Raw genomic sequence first — 19,928 nt, 5'->3', positions numbered from 1 at the left:
TTAACATACCATTTATGAATCCGTTCCTTTTTCTTCATAAGCACTAATAATTCTCTGAACAAGAGAATGTCTCACTACATCTACCTGTTGTAAGTAAATAAAGCCAATAGCTTTAATTGGCTCTAGGATTTCAATGGCTGTTCTCAATCCGGATTTTTTCCCTTTTGGTAAATCAATTTGAGTTAAATCACCATTAACCACCATTTTTGAACCAAAGCCTAATCTTGTAATAAACATTTTAATTTGTTCACTTGTTGTATTTTGGGCTTCATCTAAAATGACAAAAGCATCTTCTAAAGTCCTACCCCGCATATAAGCAAGAGGTGCAACCTCAATGACGCCTCTTTCCATTAACCTGGTCGTATGCTCGACCCCTAAAACATCATGAAGCGCATCATATATCGGTCTTAAATATGGGTCAACCTTCTCTTTTAAATCACCCGGCAAAAAACCTAGGCTTTCTCCAGCCTCTACTGCGGGCCTTGTTAATACAATTCTTTTTACATGTCCATCTTTTAGTGCTGCTACAGCCATCACTACGGCTAAATAGGTTTTTCCTGTTCCTGCTGGACCAATACCAAAAACCATATCCTTTTGTTTAATGGCACTAATATAATGACGCTGCCCCAAAGTCTTAGCGATGATTGGTTTGCCTTTTATATTCGTTGTGATTTTCTCATCATATAAATCAAAAAGCTCGTCTACTTGACCCTTTTCTACTAATTGAATCGTGTAGACGACATCTCTTTCTGAGATAGTGATGCCTTTTCTAATTAATTCTATTAAAGCTTGTAAAGTCTGTTCGACCGTATCTTGAGCTTCTGTATCGCCATTAATTGTTACCTCTTCTCCTCGTGTAACGATCGAAACGGACAATAACGTTTCAATTTGTTTTAAAAATCGATCACGAGGTCCAAATAACATTTGAATTTCATTGGTGTTTTTCACATCTAATTTTAGCACTTTCTCTTCACGCAATAGCCTCAGTCTCCTTGAATAATCGGTTGTTCAATCATAATGTCCTCAATCACTTTATAGTGAATCTGTAATTTAACTTTACCATTCTCAATGGATTCGTGCAAAACTTTTTCCGCTATAATTTCTGCATTTACAGGTATACGTTTTAGCATATCTTCTTTTGCCCGTTCCATTCCTTTTTCTATTGCTTCCTCTTCCGTATACGTTCGCTCAAATGGATTGGTTTCATAAATGGTTTCTTTTTTATAGGAAATTGGAGACTCCCATTTAAAAAGTTTAAAAGGATGTTCTTCTTCAAAGGATTGAGATTCATCAAATTGATGTTGACCGAATCCCCAAATCGGTACAGCGAAATCTCCAAACTTCACATAACTTTTCTCCTTCTTTTCTCCTGTAAGATTTGTAAACATACTAGTGAGTTCAATTTCTACTGTAGACTCGTACCAAATTTCGCCACGCACAACCCCTTCAGCAGCTACTACCTCCTTTTTATCATCCTTACCAATTAGTCCAGTTATCAGTACTTCTCCTTTTTTGACAAAATCATTTGGCTCCACAAGCGCTTGACCATGCTTAACGAAAATATCGTGAATAATGGCTGTTTTATTAGATACTAGGTTTCTTGGACTTAACAATTCGGCTCTCTCAGGTAGTGTTTGTTCAACCACTTCAAACTCATAGGTCGTCCCTTTTTTTCGCACACCAACCCATGTAGCTCCTTCTAATTGTTCGGTCACGATCGTCTGAATTTGTTCTTCTGTTGGTAATTGAAATTGAAATTTTCCTTTTTTGATACCTATTTCATTCACTAGCTTCTTTAATTGCACTTCGACATGAGGAGATGCTCCTTTAATTTCAATACCCCAAACCATATTCGTTCCTAACAATAGCATAGATATACATAGTAACAGACCTACGGAAAATCCTGCTCTTGTCATCATCGCCTTTAAAAGAAAAGGCATCCCATGTCGAGACGAAAAGCGAATTTTTGCTTCAGATTGTCTTAATATTGGCTTGATTTCACGAATATCCTCTAAATTCATATAAAAAGACAGTCTTTTATCAGCAATCTTTTTCAGTTTCCATATCTCGATTCCTTCCTCTAAGCATCGATTGACAAAATGCTCTGGGAATGGAGCGTCTATTGTTACTCTTACATATCCATTCCATTTTTTAATAAAGCTATTTTTCATGACAGTCTCTCCTCCTTATGAATTCTTTTACTCATCTAAGTAAATAACTTGGTCAATTTTCCCCTCTAAAAGAAGTTCTTCCGGTAATATCGTTTTTATAATAAAAGAATGTCCTTTAATCAATAGCTGTCCTTGCTTAAGTCGCAAACGTAATTCTTGGTTGGAGAATCTTAATACTCCTCGATGATTTTCAATATATATATGAAGTTGACCGACCATCGTTATTCTAGGTAAATCCATTGTTACATCTGGAGGTAGCTGCCATGTGTTCGTAGCCCATGTTCGAAGTTTCTGTCTAATTTTTTTCATAGTTCCCCTCCCTCCTTTCATTTTATGAGTGAAGAGAGAAGGTTATCACATTTTTCCAATCAAATTTCCTTTTTTAACATACAAAAAAGCTGTTTTCTACAAAACTTCCGCTTTGTAAAAAACAGCTATTTCCATTCATTTAGTTACCTTCTAATAGACTGATAGGAGCCCCTAAGCTTCCTACCTTTCGGAGGTCCTATAATCTCAGCCATAACAACAGCTTTCATGGCTTCTTGCCCTGATAAATTGTTCAAGCCTAAATCAATTGATTTGTTTTGGCTTTTCTGATTGTTTTGTAGCTGCTGCTGATGCCTTTTAAATCTCTCAGCTGCCGCTTCTTTTTTCTTACTTAATTGGTTGTAACGCTCTTCTAGCTCTTTTTTCTCATCTAAATGGTCGATGTTAGCAGTAGCGAATTGATCATGATCTAAACTTGGATATCGTTCTATTTTCTCTGTACTTTTACTTGGAGTAGGACTAGGCTTTGAGTCGTTTACTTCCGGTTCAAAGAAAATATCTCGCCAATCTTGGATTTCTGGTTTCGGCTGCTGCGTTGTAGAACTAGGGCTAGGCCTATTTTGCTGCGGTTGATTGGTTTGCTGTCTCTGCCGCGTTTCATTTTGCTGTTGTTGCTGCCTTGGTTTTTTAAAAATATTACCAAATAAAAAGAACAAGAGGAAAAGTAACAGCAACGGATTAGCTAATAAAAATTCTATAATAGACAAGCATAATTCCTCCCTTCAAGAGAGTTAGCGTTTCAAGTCATTATTTTTGATTGCCTTGGTTTCCTTGATTCCCTTGATTTCCTTTACTATCATCAGTTGATTTACTAATAGAATCTCTCATATCCGTATCCGCAAGCACATTTTGGTAATTCATATAATCCATTACACCCATATGCCCTTTTCGTAACGCTTCAGATAATGCCATTGGTACTTCTGCTTCAGCTTCAACAACTTTCGCGCGCATTTCTTCCACTCGAGCCTTCATTTCCTGCTCTTGAGCTACGGCCATAGCACGACGCTCTTCCGCCTTGGCTTGTGCGATTTTCTTATCTGCTTCGGCTTGGTCAGTTTGTAATTCTGCACCGATGTTTTTACCAATATCAATATCGGCAATATCAATCGATAGAATTTCAAAAGCTGTCCCTGAATCTAACCCTTTTGATAATACGGTTTGAGAAATCATGTCTGGGTTTTCAAGCACTTTTTTATGATAATCTTGAGAACCAATTGTCGATACAATTCCTTCCCCTACTCGAGCAATTACCGTTTCTTCACCAGCACCCCCGACTAAGCGGTCAATGTTAGCACGAACCGTAATTCTTGCTTTTGCTTTTACTTCAATTCCATCCATCGCTACCCCAGCGATAAACGGTGTTTCAATTACCTTAGGATTTACACTCATTTGAACGGCTTCCAATACGTCACGTCCAGCTAAGTCAATCGCTGCAGCTCTTTCGAAAGACAGCTCAATATTTGCACGCTGAGCAGCAATTAATGCATTAACAACTCGGTCAACATTACCACCTGCTAAATAGTGACCCTCTAATCGAGATGTGTCTAAGTCTATTCCAGCTTTTACCGCCTTAATTAACGGGTTTACAACTCTAGCTGGAACAACTCGACGAAGCCTCATTCCGACTAATTCAAAAATTCCGATTTTCACTCCAGCTGCTAATGCAGAAATCCAAAGCATTACCGGTACAAAAGTGAATAAGACAGAAAGTAATACAATTATAACCGCTAATGCGATAAGAATAACAATGGTACCTTCATCAATTTGCATAATAATTCCTCCTTCTAATGATTAGAATTAAGCTCACGAACGACAATGTGCGAGCCCGTTGCTTTCACAACTTTAATTTTTCTACCCTGTTCAATATATCTTCCTTCAGTCACAACGTCAAGGTATTCATCTTTAATTAGAGCCGAGCCACCTGGTCTTAATGTAGTTAACGATTCTCCTATTTCACCAATGAGATCGTCTCTAGAACGATTAGAAATGTACCCCTCTTCTATGCTGAAGGTTTCTTGCAAGACCATCTTTTTCCACGGACCTACATTACCGAAATAACGAAACATGACGATCGCGACAATGCCTGTAATGACAATGGCTATAGCTATAGAAGAAACCATATAAACCGTTGAATAAGAGGCCAATAAAAAGCTTGTAACGATAGATCCTATTCCTAAAAGGGCAAATATACCAAAGCCACTAAAAAAGATTTCTATGCATATTAATATAATCCCTAATCCAAATAGTAAAATAGATTCCATACCTGCAAAACCTGCAATCATATGGCCAAAGAAAAATAATAATAGAGAAGAAATACCTAATATACCTGGAACTCCGAAACCTGGAGAAAACAACTCAATCATCAAGCCTAGGCTACCTATTGTAATTAAAACAGAAATCACAATCGGATTTGTCACAAAACGAGCAATTTGCTCCGCTAGACTAACGGTCATCTCTACCTCTATGGCATCTTCAATTCCTAGATAAGTCAATAGCTCCTGACGATTTTCAGCAATAGCTTCTGCATAGCCGACTTCTAATGCATCCTGAGCATTCAATGTCAAAAATGTACCTTCTGGTGCATTGTATTCTGGAAGGTCAATGCTACTATCAGCCATAGCAAGCGCATATAAAGGTTCACGACCATTTTGCTCAGCAGCCACCTGCATTCGATTCAACCAATAAGATTGAGCCTTTTGATCAGCTGCGTTTCCAGCACCATCTATTATTCCAGCAGCCCCCATGTTAGCTGATGGCGTCATGACAATATCATCGGCATTTAAGGCAATAAAAGCGCCCGCAGATATCGCATCGCGGTTCACAAAAGCAGTAATGGGAATGTCGGATTCCGACATCAGTCTAGCAATATTGTTTGCCGCATCTACAGCTCCTCCTGGAGTATGAATCTCTAATACAATATGATCGGCACCTTGTTCTTTAGCGGTTTCAAAGCCACGTTTTAAAAACGCTTCCAAACCTCTTTCTACCGTTTGTTCAACAGGGATATAGTAGACGATTGTATCATCATGTCCTGCTTCACCACTTGATGATAGTGGTAAAAGAATAAAAGCGATCATAAGACATAATAAATACCCAACCATCCTCGAAATTCTCAAGTTTATACCTCCTTTCGATCCGATGTTCATAACATGCTTACGAGATACCTCAATGAAAGGTTTCATTCTTTTTTCATATTACCATAAATGTTTCAATAAACCTAGAAAACGCTCTGCTTCTACTACATCGTAGAAACAGAGCGTTTTATTCAACAAATTCATTATGATAAGTGTTGTTGCACGAGACGATTCACTAAACTACCATCAGCTTTTCCTTTAACCTTGGGCATTAAAGCACCCATGACCTTACCCATATCTGCCTTTGAAGAAGCACCGACCTCAGCAATTGTATCTTTTACTAATTGACTAAGCTCTTCCTCGGAAAGCTGTTCTGGCATATAAATCTCTAAAATTGTGATTTCATCACGGATTTTAGTAGCTAAGTCTTCACGGTTTGCTTGCTCAAACTCATGGAGGGAATCCCTGCGTTGCTTAAGTTCGCGATTTAATACCGTTAAGCTTTCATCGTCCGTTAATTCACGTCCGATTTTAATCTGCTCGTTTTGCAACGAAGCTTTCACTAAACGGATAACAGAGAGCTTTAATTTGTCTTTGTTTTTCATCGCACTCTTCATATCATTATTTAAGCGTTCAAGAAGACTCAATGAATCCACCCTCTCAATAATTAGAACTTACGCTTTCTTGCTGCTTCAGATTTCTTTTTACGCTTCACACTAGGCTTTTCGTAGTGCTTACGTTTTTTAACCTCAGCCAACGTACCTTCTTTAGAGAGCGATCTCTTGAAGCGACGAAGTGCAGCATCAATCGATTCGTTTTTGCGAACACGAGTTTCTGCCATAATATATCCCTCCCTCCGAAACAACCAACTCCAACGTACAAAACAAAGCTATAAATGCACGTCTTGTTAAATTATAATATATCCCTTACTATCGGTCAACTAGAAATGCTGTCATTTCTTGTATTTATACGTTTGTCCATCATTCTTTCGTGAATTTCAAGAAGATTTATCATAAAATATAGACATGCATCCTTCCTTTTCTCCATATAAATGGAAGAGGAGGTGCGAGATGATAAAAGAAGTATTCTCTTTGCTTGCCGTATTTATTGGGTTATTTTTATTTGGCATGGTTATTTTAAGAAATGGCTTTGCTCAAATAGGACAAGAAAAAATTAGAGTAGTCATCTTAAAAATGACGAATTCTACTTGGAAAGGCCTCCTAATCGGAATCATTATTACAGCGCTCATCCAAAGTAGCTCTGCTGTTATGGTTATAACCATTGCTTTAGTTGCAAGTAAATTATTAACTTTTAAGCATTCTATCGGAATCATACTTGGCACCAATATAGGAACAACAGTGACAACTGAATTAATTGCCTATGAATTTTCGAGCTTTATTGTACCTTTTTTACTTTTTGGTTTTTTGTTTTTTCTACTTCCTGGTAAGCTTCCGTATGCCTTAGGCTGCCTTACTTTTGGACTTGCTTGTATTTTCATAGCTATGGAAGGGCTAAAGGAACTCGCTCATCCTCTTGCGTCCATTTCATTTGTACACAATTTTTTTAATATAACGAATGAGCATCATTTTATCGGAATATTAGTGGGTACTGTTTTGACAGCCATCATTCACTCCAGTACGGCTACGGTTGCCATTGCAATGGGCTTTATTAATGACCATATTCTTACATTGCCTGCTGCTATCTCGATTATGCTAGGAGCTAATATCGGAACATGTATGACCGCCTATATAGCTAGTTTAGGTGCAGGTCAGAGCGCAAAGCGCGTTGCCTATGCTAACATATGGCTTAATGTTTTTGGGGTAGTTTTATTTATACCCTTTATTCAGTTATTTAGTGAGTTTGTCATGACATTAACGACCAATCCAATGATGCAAGTTGCTCACTCTAGTTTAATTTTTAATATTGTATGTTCTGTTTTGATTTTACCTTTTGTATCATTGTTTACTCGTTTTCTACTGTACATCCATCCTCTAACAGAAGCAGAAGAATAATGAAGGCGGCTTGATCAGCTTTTTAGTATTCGCCCTTGAGCCATTAATTTCTGATTACGAGAGGTAATAAAACTATGAACAATCATACCTACAATAATACAGCCCAACCCAATTAAACTCGACAATCCAGGTATTGGAGCAGCAAGTAAGACCATCTCACCTAATACAGCAAAAAAAACAGCACCTGACTGAGTCGCTTCTACAGCTGCTAAATTTTCAGGCTGATTTCGAACAAGGTCCGTCGCATAAAAGAATAAAACGGTAGCGATCACACCTGCAAAGAGAGCTACTAAGAAGGTTTGATAAATTTGATGGGTTGGAGGTGCTCCTTCCTTCGAAAAACCATATAGAAATAATAAAAGCCACCAAGGTAGGCTTGCCATAGTCATTCCTAATACTCTTTGAAAGCTATTTAATCGGCCCTCACATAGCTCCATCATTTTACGGTTACCTAATGGATAAGCAAATGCAGCAATGACTACAGGAAGGGTACTTACTAGAAGGATCGTCCATGTAATAGATTCACTTTGTTGCATTTGAATCAAAAATATTCCGAATAAGATAAAAAGCGATGGCCACAGTGCTTTTATAGGAATTTTTTGACGAACCTGCTTTTGCCAGCCATTTTTTTCATTAGAAATAAAAAATAATGGCGACAATAAGACTCCTGCTATTATCGTAAGTTGAAAGGTTCCAGCTACTAACCAGCCTGGTCCATATGCCGCTGCAATAGTAAGTGGTGCATAAAAAAGCACAAACCCTATAAAGCTCCAAAGCAGCCATTGATTAGGATTTTTTTTCATTTCAGAAATAACTGGAGTTATTCCACCTTTAAAAAATACAATGAGCAATAAAAACGGAATCATAAAGAAAAAGCGCAAAGATGCACTATAGTACCAACTACCACCTTCTAAATCTATGGAACGATTGATGATAAATGTTGACGAAAAAAATATCGAGGCTATAATTCCTACCATGATAGCTTTCAACTCGACCACCCTTTCTCTCTCTATATAACAATAGAAAAAAATGCACCGGTTCATAAACGATGCATTTTTCTTTATTTAATAATCTGATGCTCCTTCTAAACCTTGAACAATAGATATCCCTGCGCTAGCTCCAATTCTTGTAGCACCTGACTCTATCATGGCCTTTGCTCCTTCTAGGTCGCGAACTCCGCCAGAAGCCTTCACACCAATAGTCGGCCCTACTGTTTCTCTCATTAGCTTGATATCTTCTACTGTAGCTCCTCCTGTAGAAAAGCCTGTTGAGGTTTTTACAAAGTCAGCGCCTGCTTTTACTGCTATCTGACAAGCACGTACCTTTTCTTCATCGGATAGAAGGCTTGTTTCAATAATGACTTTAGTTAAGGCTTTATCTTTAGCTGCCTGAACGACAGCCTCAATTTCATCAAAAATCAATTGATTATTCTCGTCTTTTAGAGCAGCTATATTAATAACCATATCCACTTCTGTAGCACCGTTATCAATCGCATTTTTTGTTTCAAACACTTTTGTTTCAATCGTCGATGCCCCTAAAGGAAATCCGATTACCGTACAAACCTTCACCTCTTCTTTTACTTCTTCTAACAGTTTAGAGGCAAGCTTTACCCAGGTAGGATTTACGCAAACTGAGGCAAAACGATATTCCTTGGCTTCCTCACATAATTCAATAATACTTTGTTCTGTTGTATCTGCTTTTAACGCAGTATGGTCAATAAATCTAGAGATATTCTCAATCATAATAAAAACTCCTTTTACTTAATGATTGTAGTTTATCATTAATTGTCTACTTTTTCGAGAATCCACTATTCGGGTTTTAAAACTTTTTCTTGCAAGTGGGATAAAAAAGCATCTGTTTCCTCTAAAAATGGAGAATGAGCACTATCTTCAAACGTGATAAATTGTTTAAAAGGGGCTTTTATTTCACGGTACCACTTTTCTGCTTCTTGATAGGTGGTCATATAATCATTTTTGCCTTGGAAGATGAAAATAGGAATTTGAAATTCAGTCACTTCTTGTTTCAAATCTGTTTTAGCTAACGTTTCACCAAGCTGTTGATAGCTTACAAAGCCGCCTTTTACAGTATTAAGCTTTTCTTTCCATGTATACATCTTACAGGAAAATGTATTTTTAAGATTTTTCATAAGGGAATAGCCTTCTTTTACAAAGCCACCACCATATTTATTAATATATTTCATTCTTACTGTATTATAAGATTGGTTTTTATAATAATTGGAATTGAAATCGACGCTTTCAATCTCTTTTATGGCCTTTTGGTCATTTCTCTTTTTGGATTCTTTTAAAATAAATTGATAAATTTCTCTTTCTGAATCTAATCCATAACCAATCTGACTAACTCCTATATAGGCTTCATACAATTGAGGGTACTTTTTCACTGTAAAAGCACCTAACATCGTCCCCCATGAATGTCCCATAATATATATTCTTTCTTTTTTATATTTTTTTATTAAATATTCCGTTATCACCTTAGCGTCTTCGACTAACTGCTCCAGTGAAATCGTTTGTTGTTGTTCTTTCTGTACATATGAAAGCCCTGCGCCTCTTTGCTCCCAATAACATACTGTAAAAAGTGAGGATAGAGTTACTTTTCGGTCTTCCATAATGGGATAAATAGGGGAGCCCGGCCCACCATGTAGGAATAATAAAACCGGAGATTCCTCATCGGTACTCTCCATAATTAGCCCTTGCTTTGCTCCATTCACTGTTAGATAATGTTTTTCAATATTTAGATTAGTATTTGTCAAACTATTCACACCCTTCACTTCATAAAAACTCTCTGTTTATGTTAACATATTTGGAATAAATTAGATTGAGTTTCTTTAAGATGTCAAAGAAAAAGTAAAAAACGCCTTCGAGAATGGATCTCGAAAGACGTTCATTTATATCGGTCAATTTGCTACTTGCTTGAAGCTCGTTTCATCCTCCAAAACTCGAACAAATTCACCTTCACTATATGGATAACCAGGTTTGGTTAGCTTAATTTTTACAATTTTACCAATCATTTCTTTTGGTACGTTTACTTTAATCTTTAAGTAATTGTCACTATAACCAATAAGCATACCACCTTGTGGAGATTCTTTATCCTCTTCCTCAGGGATCATTTCTAATACATCCCCTTCAAAGCTAGAGGCATATTCCTTTGCAAGCTGATCCGAAAGCTGAATAAGCTTATGAACTCGCTCATTTTTTATTTCCTCATCTACTTGGTCATCCATTCTCGCTGCAGGAGTCCCTGTTCTTTTAGAATAAGGAAAGACATGAAGTTCACTAAATTTATGCTTTAATATAAAGTCATAGGTTTCTTGGAATTCTGCTTCTGTTTCACCAGGAAAACCTACGATTACATCTGATGTAATCGCCAAACCAGGCAATACTTTTTTTAGTCTATCTATTCTCTCAGCAAAGAACTCCATGGTGTATTTTCGACGCATTCTTTTCAAAACCGTATTTGACCCAGATTGTATAGGTATATGAAGATGACGAACGACTTTATTGGAAGCATCAATAACATCGATTACTTCATCCGTTAGCTGACTTGCTTCAATTGAAGAAATCCTAATTCGTTTTAAGCCTTCTACTTTTTCTAAATCAAGTAATAGTTTCGCTAAACTATAATCCTTTAAATCTTCTCCGTAGCCACCTGTGTGAATTCCCGTTAAGACAATCTCTTTATAGCCTGCCTCTACGAGCTGATGAGCTTGTTTAATCACTTCCTGCGGATCTCTTGAACGCATTAAACCACGTGCCCAAGGAATAATACAAAATGTGCAAAAGTTATTACAGCCTTCTTGTATTTTTAACGACGCTCTTGTTCTATCGGTGAAAGAAGGGACATCTAGCTCCTCGTATACACGACTTTTCATAATATTCCCTACGGCATTTATGGGCTGACGCTCTTTTTTAAATTGCTCAATATAATCAAGCATTTTCACACGGTCCTGAGTTCCAACTACAATGTCGACTCCAGGAATAGCCATAATTTCAGCAGGTGAAGTTTGTGCATAACATCCCGTAACACAAATGACGGCATCTGGATTTTTCCGGATCGCTCGTCTAATCACTTGTCGGCTTTTTTTATCACCCGTGTTTGTCACTGTACATGTATTAATAACATATACATCCGAGCTTTTTTCAAATTCAACCTTCTCATAATTTCTCTCTTTGAACAATTGCCAAATCGCTTCTGTTTCATAATGATTGACCTTACATCCTAATGTATGAAATGCAACTGAAGGCATTTTAATCACCTCAATAACTCTGTTTGATAGGAAATCGCAGCTAACACATATTGTGAGGCTGTTTCTGTCCGTAATATTCTTGGACCTAGCCCACATGTAATAGCACCATGCTCTATTAATGCTTGTATTTCTGTTTCATCGAACCCACCTTCTGGTCCAATAATAACTAATAACGATTGCTGAGACTTTAAACTTGTCAACACATTGACAAATTGACTATTTTCCTGCATTTTAGATTGCTCTTCATAAGCAACGAGAACGGCATCAAAGCTTTTCATTTTCTTCAGTAATTCAGGAAAAGATTGGTGTGGGTGAATTTCTGGTATTTTCAATCGATAAGATTGTTCAGCCGCTTCTTTAGCGATTTTTTGTAGCCGCTCTTGCTTCTTCACCGCTTTCTTTTGATCCCATTTAACAATGGAACGAGATGCCGTAAAAGAGAAGAAGTCGTATGCTCCCAGCTCGGTTCCTTTTTGAATGACATAATCAAGTTTATCTCCCTTTGCTAATCCTTGTGCAATAGATACATTTACAGGTAGTTCGGTGTTTGAGTCGATGTGCTCCATTACCTCTGCTACTACTTCTTCGCCAGAAAGGCTTGTTATTTTACACAAAAATGGGCCTTTTTCTTGAGAGATACATATGATTGAATCATCTATATCCATTCTCATCACTCTTGAAATATGCTTGACATCATCACCTGAAATCCTTACTTTTCCTTCGATAATAGAATCAACAAAATACCTTTGCATGTGCTTGTCCCTCTCTAAGCAGGTCTATTTTCTTGCCACGATGGCTACCCAATCATCCATCTCATTGACTTCTTCAATGACAAACCCTGCTTCTATTAAAGAGTCTTTTACTTCTTGTTTTTTCCTTTTTATAATTCCAGATGTAATAAATCGACCATTTGTTTTAAGAAGCGCTGCCGCATCTCGAGTAAATTTCACAATAACTTCAGCTAAAATATTGGCTACAATTACATCATAAGTTCCTTGAATTCCTTCAAGCAAATTATTTTGTTCTACCTGTATAGATTGACTCAGTTGATTAAGTTCAATATTCATTTTAGCACTATTAACTGCAACCTCATCTAAGTCCAATCCTAAAATCTTTTCTGCACCAAGTTTTGCCGCAGCGATGCTTAAAACACCCGAACCAGTCCCCACATCTATCACTTTCTCTTCACCTTGTAAAACACGCTCTAATGCTTGTATACAGAGGACAGTCGTAGGATGTGTTCCGGTACCAAAGGCCATTCCTGGATCAAGCTCGATAATCATTTCTGTAGGTTGTGGCTCGTAAGTTTCCCATGTTGGAACAATAGTAATGGTTTGAGATACCTTTACAGGCTTATAGTACTTTTTCCAGGCGTGTGCCCATTCTTCTTCTTTTACTTCTGTTAAATGTACTTTATTAAAACCTATGTCGATATCAAATTCTGTTAAAGCATTAACCGATTTTTTTATTTCATCTATTGTTTCTGCTAAAAAGCTATTTACAGGAAAATAAGCTTTTATTAAAACGCCTTCCTCTGGATAATCATCAGGAGAGAGTTGGTAGATTTCACCATAATGAGTGCCCCATTCCTTCACTAAATCTGACGGATCCTCAATTACCACTCCACTTGCACCAGCCTCATGTAAAATATGACAAATAGGCTCTACAGCTTCCTGCGTAGTGTGAATACTGAATTCTGACCATTTCATTAAATCTCCAACTCCATCCTTATATCCTTTTAATCACCTTTAAATGCTCTTCTTAGCTTTTCAAAAAAACCGTCATTTTGCTCTTCAGGTTTTCCTCCAGATTGCTCTGCAAATTCTCTAATAATATCCTTCTCTTTATCAGATAAATTCTTAGGTACGACAACTCTTACTTGCACATGTTGATCTCCTTGTCCTCTTCCATGAACATTAGGAACTCCTTTTCCACGCAAACGAAAGCTTGTGCCTGTTTGTGTACCTGCAGGAATTTTCAATTTAACTTTACCCTTTAAGGTAGGGACCTCTACTTCGTCGCCTAGCGCAACTTGCGCGAAGGTTAAAGGCATCTCACAATAAATATCGTCACCTTCACGTTCGAAGAATTCATGAGTCTTCACATTAAAAACAACAAATAAATCTCCCGGAGGACCTCCATTTGCTCCTGGTTCTCCTTGACCAGATACTCTTAATTGCTGACCATGATCAATACCTGCTGGAACTTTTACGCTAATCTTTTTACGTTTACGTACTTTACCTTTTCCACCACAGGTTGAACATTTATGCTTGATTTGCTTACCAGTACCATCACAATGGTGACAAACACGACGATTGACGACTCGTCCAAAAGGTGTGTTTTGCTCTACGCTCATTTGCCCACTACCTTGACAGTGTGAACAGGTTTCTGGCTTCGTTCCTGGTTTTGCTCCAGAACCATCACATGTTTGACAATTCTCTTCACGAGGAATTTCGATTTCAGTATCCTTACCAAAGATAGCCTCTTTAAATTCAAGTGTCATCGTATATTGTAAATCTGCTCCTTGTCTTGGTGCATTGGGATTTCTTCTTCCATTTCCACCACCAAAGAACATATCAAAAATATCTCCGAATCCACCAAAATCACCAGCACCGCCAGCGCCTCCAAAGCCTTGATTTGGATCAGTATGTCCAAATTGATCATACTGGGCTTTTCTTTGTGGGTCACTTAGTACATCATAAGCTTCTTTCACTTCTTTAAATTTCGTTTCAGCATCAGGTGCTTTATTTACATCTGGATGATATTTTCTTGCTAATTTACGATACGCTTTTTTCATATCATCAACCGAGGCGCCGTTATCAACACCAAGGACTTCATAGTAATCTCTTTTACTCATGTCATCCACTCCCTGAATCTATTTCATCCCATATCCTACCTGAATATGCGTTCATTTCATCTATTTACGATTTTTTTACCCTTTTTAATCCACATAACGTTCATCTTACCACCATATTCAAAGGTAGTGCAAGTGGTTCTAGAGCGCGAATGGTGAAACTTTTTCGTAATGATTTATGTCGTCTTGAAAAAAGTCAAAGTCATAAACGCTGACTTTGACTTTTCTATCAAACCATTTACTTTTTATCGTCATTTACTTCTTCATAATCTGCATCGACTACATTATCGTCCTGATTAGAAGTTTGCTCCTGACCACCTTCAGCACCTTGTTGTGCTTGAGCTGCTTGTGCTGCTTGCTCATACATCTTAGTTGTAATAGCTGTCACCACTTCTTGTAGCTCATCCTTGGCTGCACGGATTTCTTCTGAATTATTTGATTCAAGAGCTGCTTTTACTTTATCTTTTGCTGCTTCAGCTTTTTCCTTCTCAGCTGGATCAACACCTTCACCAAGATCCTTTAGAGTTTTTTCCGTTTGGAATACAAGCTGATCTGCCTCATTGCGTAGCTCTACTTCTTCACGACGTTTTTTATCCTCTTCAGCATTCGCTTCTGCATCTTGTACCATTTGTTCAATATCTTCATCTGAAAGACCTGAAGAAGATGTGATAGTAATCGATTGTTCTTTGTTTGTTCCACGGTCTTTTGCTTTAACATTTACAATTCCGTTAGCATCAATATCAAAAGTTACTTCGATTTGAGGCACTCCACGAGGTGCAGGTGGGATATCTGATAATTGGAAACGACCTAATGTTTTATTATTAGCTGCCATCTCTCGTTCACCTTGAAGTACATGAATATCAACAGAAGGTTGATTATCAGCCGCTGTAGAAAATACCTGTGATTGTGAAGTAGGAATCGTTGTATTACGTTCAATTAATTTAGTAAATACTCCACCCATTGTTTCGATACCTAAAGATAATGGAGTAACATCTAGTAATACAACATCCTTCACATCACCAGTAAGAACTCCTGCTTGAACAGCCGCACCAAGTGCTACTACTTCATCTGGATTTACCCCTTTATGAGGGTCTTTTCCAGTCAATTTTTTAATCGCTTCTTGAACAGCTGGAATACGAGTTGAACCACCAACTAAAACCACTTTATCAATTTCAGATGCTGATAAGCCAGAATCAGAAAGAGCACGACGAGTTGGTCCTAAAGTGCGTTCAACTAAATCAGAAGAAAGTTCTTCAAATTTAGCACGACTAAGGCTAACCTCTAAATGCTTTGGTCCTGTTGCGTCTGCTGTAATAAATGGTAATGAAATTTGTGTTTGTGTAACACCAGAAAGATCTTTCTTTGCTTTTTCAGCAGAGTCCTTCAAGCGTTGCATAGCCATTTTATCTTGAGATAAGTCGATTCCATTTTCTTTTTTAAATTGCTCTACTAAGTAATCGATGATCACTTCATCAAAGTCATCTCCACCTAGCTTGTTATCACCTGATGTTGCTTTTACTTCGAAGAAACCATCACCAAGCTCAAGGATAGAAACATCAAATGTTCCACCACCTAAGTCATAAACGAGGATCGTTTGGTCTTCTTCTTTTTCTAACCCATAAGCCAATGCAGCAGCTGTTGGTTCATTGACAATTCGTTCTACCTCTAAACCAGCGATTTTACCTGCATCCTTGGTCGCTTGACGCTGAGAATCATTAAAATAAGCTGGTACAGTAATAACTGCTTTAGTAACAGTCTCACCTAAGTATGCTTCTGCATCCGATTTTAATTTTTGCAGAATAATTGCCGAAAGCTCTTGTGGTGTAAAAGTCTTATCATCAACTGTTTCTTTATAATCAGTACCCATATGACGTTTAATAGAAATAATGGTGTTTGGGTTTGTAATCGCTTGTCGTTTAGCTACCTCCCCAACTAGACGCTCTCCGTCTTTAAAAGCAACAACAGACGGCGTAGTACGGTTTCCTTCAGGATTTGGGATAACCGTTGCTTCTCCACCTTCCATTACAGCTACACAAGAGTTTGTTGTACCTAAATCAATACCAATAATTTTACTCATTGCAAAGTGCCTCCTAAATCATTCAGTTTTATGTAATAAACTATGCGTTTACTTTTACCATCGCTGGTCGTATAACGCGTTCTTTAAGCTGATACCCTTTTTGTAATTCTTCCACAATTTGATTAGATTCATAACCCTCTTCTTCAACTTGCATAACTGCTTGGTGTAGATGGGGATTAAATTCTTCTCCAACTGTCGGAATGACTTCTACACCTTCGTTCTTTAGAACATCTTGTAATTGTCGATAAACCATATCCATTCCCTGCATAAGAGATTTAACCTCTTCAGTTCCTGGTTCTACCATAAGTGCTCGTTCGAAATTGTCTAGCACAGGTAATAAACCTTCTATAATAGATTGTGATTTATATTTAGCAGCTGATTCCTTTTCTTCACGTGAACGTCTTCTAAAGTTGTCATAATCTGCTTGAACACGAAGTGTACGTTGATTAGCCTCAGCCAATTGCGCTTCTAATTCTTCTTCTCGAGATGATTGGCTACTGTCTTCTATAATTTCAGAAGCTTCTTCTACAAAATCTTCATTCTCTGTTTCATTCTCGAAATCATTTTCTGTTTGATTTTCTGCGGATTTTGATTGAGTTTCAAATTCTTCCGTCTGATTTTTGTCCAATGTATTCACCTCCTCATAAATTCAAAAAAAGCCATTCTAATCATTTTTACCATACGCGATAAAAATGATTAGGTTTCAAAAATATTAATATAACTTATTTAAAAAATAAGTAAGATTTTCAGATATCGTGTCTACAACTCCAATCACTCTTCGATATTCCATTCGTGTAGGACCTATTATCCCAATCGTTCCCATATGCTTCCCAGCCACTGTATAGCTTGCTGTAATCATACTGCAGTTATCAAAGGCTTCATGCTTATTTTCATGCCCTATTTTTATTTGCAGACCATTTTCTTTGCCTCTAACGACCTGATTCATTATGTGATCTTGTTCTAGTATATCTAAAATCACTCTTACTTTATCAAGGTCACGGAACTCTGGTTGATTGAGCAAATTCATTTTCCCACTGTAGAATACTTTATCTTGTTTTTCAAGCTCTAAAGTCCTACTAATGACACTCAGTACTTGATTCGAGTTTCTCAGGTGATGGTTCATCACTTCAGATACTTCCGTTTTAATTTTCTTTGCTAACTGATAGAGCGGTACACCTACTAAGCGTTCATTCAATATATTGACGATGATTTGGATATCTTCGCCCACCATATTTGAAGGAATCGCAATCGTTTGATTTTCAACGTGACCGGTGTCAGTTACAAGAATTAAAATAGCCGAAACATCAGATAATGGAATAATCTGTATGTTTTTTAATTTAGAATCAAATACTTCTGGACCTAACACAATCGAAATATAACTAGTCATGTTAGACAGAATCCTAGCGGAAAGCTGGATAACATCTTCCATTTCTTGAACTCTCTCAGTAAACAAAGAGCGAATCGTTGCTTTTTCTTTTATCGTTAAATTTTGCGGCATTAAAAGATGATCAACATAGTAACGATAACCAAGTTGAGATGGGATTCTACCAGCCGAGCTGTGAGGCTTTTCTAGAAAACCAAGCTCCTCTAAGTCCGCCATATCATTTCTAATGGTGGCTGAACTAAAGGAAATATCCTCTCGTTTAGAAATACTACGAGAGCCTACTGGCTCGGCAGAACGGACATAATCATCAACTATTGCATGTAAAATCAATAATTGTCTTGATGTTAGCATCTTCATCACCTCTGTTAGCACTCATACATACCGAGTGCTAAATCTATTGATAAATTATCAAAAAGCCTTTGATTTGTCAATAAGAAATGCTCGCACAAAAAAAGAATTTATTTATTCAAGAAAAGAAATTAATCATTTCTTTCTCTTAAAGAAAGCTTTGACTCATCTAAAACAGCCAAAAAAGCCTCAAATACTTCATTTGCTAGTAATAATCCATCCTCAGTAAGTCGAATGTTTCCATCTTCTTCCTCTATCAAATCACGTTTTCGTAAGTCTTCAATTTGTGCATCGAATAACTCCCTCATTTTATATCCATATTTCTGTTGAAAGTTACGGTCATTTAACCCTATTCTTTTCCTCAAACCTAGAAACATTTCTTCTTCAATTTGTTCGACAACGGTTACCTTATGCTCTAATAGCCTCGGTAACTTACCATTTCTTATCGATTCTAAGTATTTATTTAAAGGACCGTGGTTTTGAAATCGATAACCATTTATATAGCCATGCGCACCTGCACCATATGCCTCATACTCTTCATTATTCCAATATACAAGGTTATGATTGCTCTCAAATCCCGGCTTTGCAAAATTACTGATTTCATACTGTCGTAAACCATTTTTCCTCATTTCTTCACACAAAACTTTGTACATGACAATCTCATCGTCTTCTGGGGGTAATGTTAATTGACCCTTTCTTTGACGATTAAAAAAAATTGTCTTTTCTTCAATTTTTAATGAATAAGCTGATACATGCTCGACATCCAAAGCTATAGCCTTTGCAACGGATTGTCTAAATTGCTCAATCGTTTGATGCGGGAGACCAAACATTAAGTCTAATGAGATATTGTCAAAGCCTATTTCTCGACAATTCTCGATAGCTCGATATATATTTTCTTCATCATGAGTACGACCAATTTCTTTTAATAAATGTTCATCAAATGACTGAACACCTATACTTAATCGATTGACTCCGTGTTTTTTTAATACTTTTAAACGTTCCTTTGTAGCATTATCGGGATTAACTTCCACGGTGAACTCTTTTACTTGTCCGATAGGCAGATTCTGTTTGACCCCTACTAATAATCGGTTTAACTGTTCTGCTGAAAGAGCTGTTGGAGTTCCTCCACCGATATAAATCGATTTTAATGGCTCATTAGCATCTCTATGACTAAATGACATTTCTAATATAAGAGATTCAATATATTCATCTACAGGCTGGTTCTCAAGATAAAATTTATTAAAATCACAATAAAAGCAAATTTGTTCACAGAAAGGGATGTGGATATAACAAGCTTTACTCATCCAATCGCCTCCTTACTTTATTGATTGAAAAACCGCAGGAGCTAATTCCTGCGGTCATTTAAATGCTGTTAACAGTAAATAAGAATTCCATTATAATCATTTGTATTTTATAGGAA

General features: G+C 37.2%; 20 protein-coding genes. 1 reads left to right on the top strand and 19 read right to left on the bottom strand.

Annotation, left to right across the window (positions count from 1 at the left end; genetic code table 11):
• Window positions 1-12: 12 nt before the first annotated feature.
• From AZF04_RS08600 to rpsU, 8 genes are all read right to left on the bottom strand, one after another.
• Window positions 13-978, bottom strand: a complete 966-nt coding sequence (locus AZF04_RS08600; RefSeq protein ID WP_045485968.1) for a PhoH family protein — start codon at window positions 976-978, stop codon at window positions 13-15.
• 5 nt (window positions 979-983) lie between these two features.
• Entirely contained in the window at window positions 984-2,171 is a 1,188-nt protein-coding gene (gene yqfD, locus AZF04_RS08595) for a sporulation protein YqfD (RefSeq protein ID WP_061948371.1), read from the bottom strand.
• A gap of 27 nt (window positions 2,172-2,198) precedes the next feature.
• Complete coding sequence (yqfC, locus tag AZF04_RS08590) at window positions 2,199-2,480, bottom strand: sporulation protein YqfC (protein WP_061948370.1); 282 nt, start codon at window positions 2,478-2,480, stop codon at window positions 2,199-2,201.
• A 143-nt stretch (window positions 2,481-2,623) separates the two neighbouring features.
• Window positions 2,624-3,205: a hypothetical protein gene (locus tag AZF04_RS08585; RefSeq protein WP_061948369.1), complete on the bottom strand. Its 582-nt coding sequence runs from the start codon at window positions 3,203-3,205 to the stop codon at window positions 2,624-2,626.
• A 40-nt stretch (window positions 3,206-3,245) separates the two neighbouring features.
• Window positions 3,246-4,268: a flotillin-like protein FloA gene (floA, locus tag AZF04_RS08580; RefSeq protein WP_061948368.1), complete on the bottom strand. Its 1,023-nt coding sequence runs from the start codon at window positions 4,266-4,268 to the stop codon at window positions 3,246-3,248.
• Between the two features lie 14 nt (window positions 4,269-4,282).
• Window positions 4,283-5,614 carry an NfeD family protein gene (locus tag AZF04_RS08575; RefSeq protein ID WP_061948367.1) on the bottom strand — a complete coding sequence of 444 codons (1,332 nt, stop codon included), beginning with the start codon at window positions 5,612-5,614 and terminating at the stop codon, window positions 4,283-4,285.
• Window positions 5,615-5,775: 161 nt separating this feature from the next.
• Window positions 5,776-6,219, bottom strand: coding sequence for a GatB/YqeY domain-containing protein (locus AZF04_RS08570; protein WP_061948366.1), 444 nt, complete (start codon window positions 6,217-6,219; stop codon window positions 5,776-5,778).
• 20 nt (window positions 6,220-6,239) lie between these two features.
• Entirely contained in the window at window positions 6,240-6,413 is a 174-nt protein-coding gene (rpsU, locus tag AZF04_RS08565) for a 30S ribosomal protein S21 (protein ID WP_003323311.1), read from the bottom strand.
• A 229-nt stretch (window positions 6,414-6,642) separates the two neighbouring features.
• Here rpsU and AZF04_RS08560 point away from each other — a divergent pair, with 229 nt between their 5' ends.
• Window positions 6,643-7,584, top strand: a complete 942-nt coding sequence (locus AZF04_RS08560; protein ID WP_061948365.1) for a Na/Pi symporter — start codon at window positions 6,643-6,645, stop codon at window positions 7,582-7,584.
• Window positions 7,585-7,598: 14 nt separating this feature from the next.
• Here AZF04_RS08560 and AZF04_RS08555 read toward each other — a convergent pair whose 3' ends face one another.
• The 11 genes from AZF04_RS08555 to hemW form a co-directional block, all read right to left on the bottom strand.
• Window positions 7,599-8,573: a DMT family transporter gene (locus AZF04_RS08555; protein WP_061948364.1), complete on the bottom strand. Its 975-nt coding sequence runs from the start codon at window positions 8,571-8,573 to the stop codon at window positions 7,599-7,601.
• 75 nt (window positions 8,574-8,648) lie between these two features.
• Window positions 8,649-9,326 (bottom strand): deoxyribose-phosphate aldolase, encoded by a 678-nt coding sequence (deoC, locus tag AZF04_RS08550; protein WP_061948363.1) that lies wholly within the window; start codon window positions 9,324-9,326, stop codon window positions 8,649-8,651.
• 65 nt (window positions 9,327-9,391) lie between these two features.
• Window positions 9,392-10,351, bottom strand: a complete 960-nt coding sequence (locus AZF04_RS08545) for an alpha/beta fold hydrolase (RefSeq protein ID WP_061948362.1) — start codon at window positions 10,349-10,351, stop codon at window positions 9,392-9,394.
• A gap of 144 nt (window positions 10,352-10,495) precedes the next feature.
• On the bottom strand, window positions 10,496-11,845 hold the full coding sequence (gene mtaB, locus AZF04_RS08540; RefSeq protein WP_061948361.1) for a tRNA (N(6)-L-threonylcarbamoyladenosine(37)-C(2))-methylthiotransferase MtaB: 1,350 nt from the start codon (window positions 11,843-11,845) through the stop codon (window positions 10,496-10,498).
• A 5-nt stretch (window positions 11,846-11,850) separates the two neighbouring features.
• Window positions 11,851-12,597 (bottom strand): 16S rRNA (uracil(1498)-N(3))-methyltransferase, encoded by a 747-nt coding sequence (locus tag AZF04_RS08535; protein WP_061948360.1) that lies wholly within the window; start codon window positions 12,595-12,597, stop codon window positions 11,851-11,853.
• A gap of 24 nt (window positions 12,598-12,621) precedes the next feature.
• Entirely contained in the window at window positions 12,622-13,554 is a 933-nt protein-coding gene (gene prmA / locus AZF04_RS08530) for a 50S ribosomal protein L11 methyltransferase (protein ID WP_061948359.1), read from the bottom strand.
• A 29-nt stretch (window positions 13,555-13,583) separates the two neighbouring features.
• A complete protein-coding gene (dnaJ, locus tag AZF04_RS08525) occupies window positions 13,584-14,702 on the bottom strand; it encodes a molecular chaperone DnaJ (RefSeq protein WP_045486012.1) in 1,119 nt (372 codons plus the stop codon).
• A gap of 235 nt (window positions 14,703-14,937) precedes the next feature.
• A complete protein-coding gene (dnaK, locus tag AZF04_RS08520) occupies window positions 14,938-16,776 on the bottom strand; it encodes a molecular chaperone DnaK (protein WP_061948358.1) in 1,839 nt (612 codons plus the stop codon).
• A 40-nt stretch (window positions 16,777-16,816) separates the two neighbouring features.
• Window positions 16,817-17,404 (bottom strand): nucleotide exchange factor GrpE, encoded by a 588-nt coding sequence (grpE, locus tag AZF04_RS08515; RefSeq protein ID WP_082795233.1) that lies wholly within the window; start codon window positions 17,402-17,404, stop codon window positions 16,817-16,819.
• An 84-nt stretch (window positions 17,405-17,488) separates the two neighbouring features.
• Complete coding sequence (hrcA, locus tag AZF04_RS08510) at window positions 17,489-18,511, bottom strand: heat-inducible transcriptional repressor HrcA (protein ID WP_061948356.1); 1,023 nt, start codon at window positions 18,509-18,511, stop codon at window positions 17,489-17,491.
• Between the two features lie 128 nt (window positions 18,512-18,639).
• A complete protein-coding gene (gene hemW, locus AZF04_RS08505) occupies window positions 18,640-19,812 on the bottom strand; it encodes a radical SAM family heme chaperone HemW (protein WP_061948355.1) in 1,173 nt (390 codons plus the stop codon).
• Between the last annotated feature and the right edge of the window lie 116 nt (window positions 19,813-19,928).

The sequence above is a fragment of the Alkalihalobacillus trypoxylicola genome (assembly GCF_001590785.1).
GTDB classification, from domain to species: Bacteria; Bacillota; Bacilli; order Bacillales; family Bacillaceae_D; genus Alkalihalobacillus; species Alkalihalobacillus trypoxylicola.
This window is presented reverse-complemented; position numbering and strand designations above follow the sequence as displayed.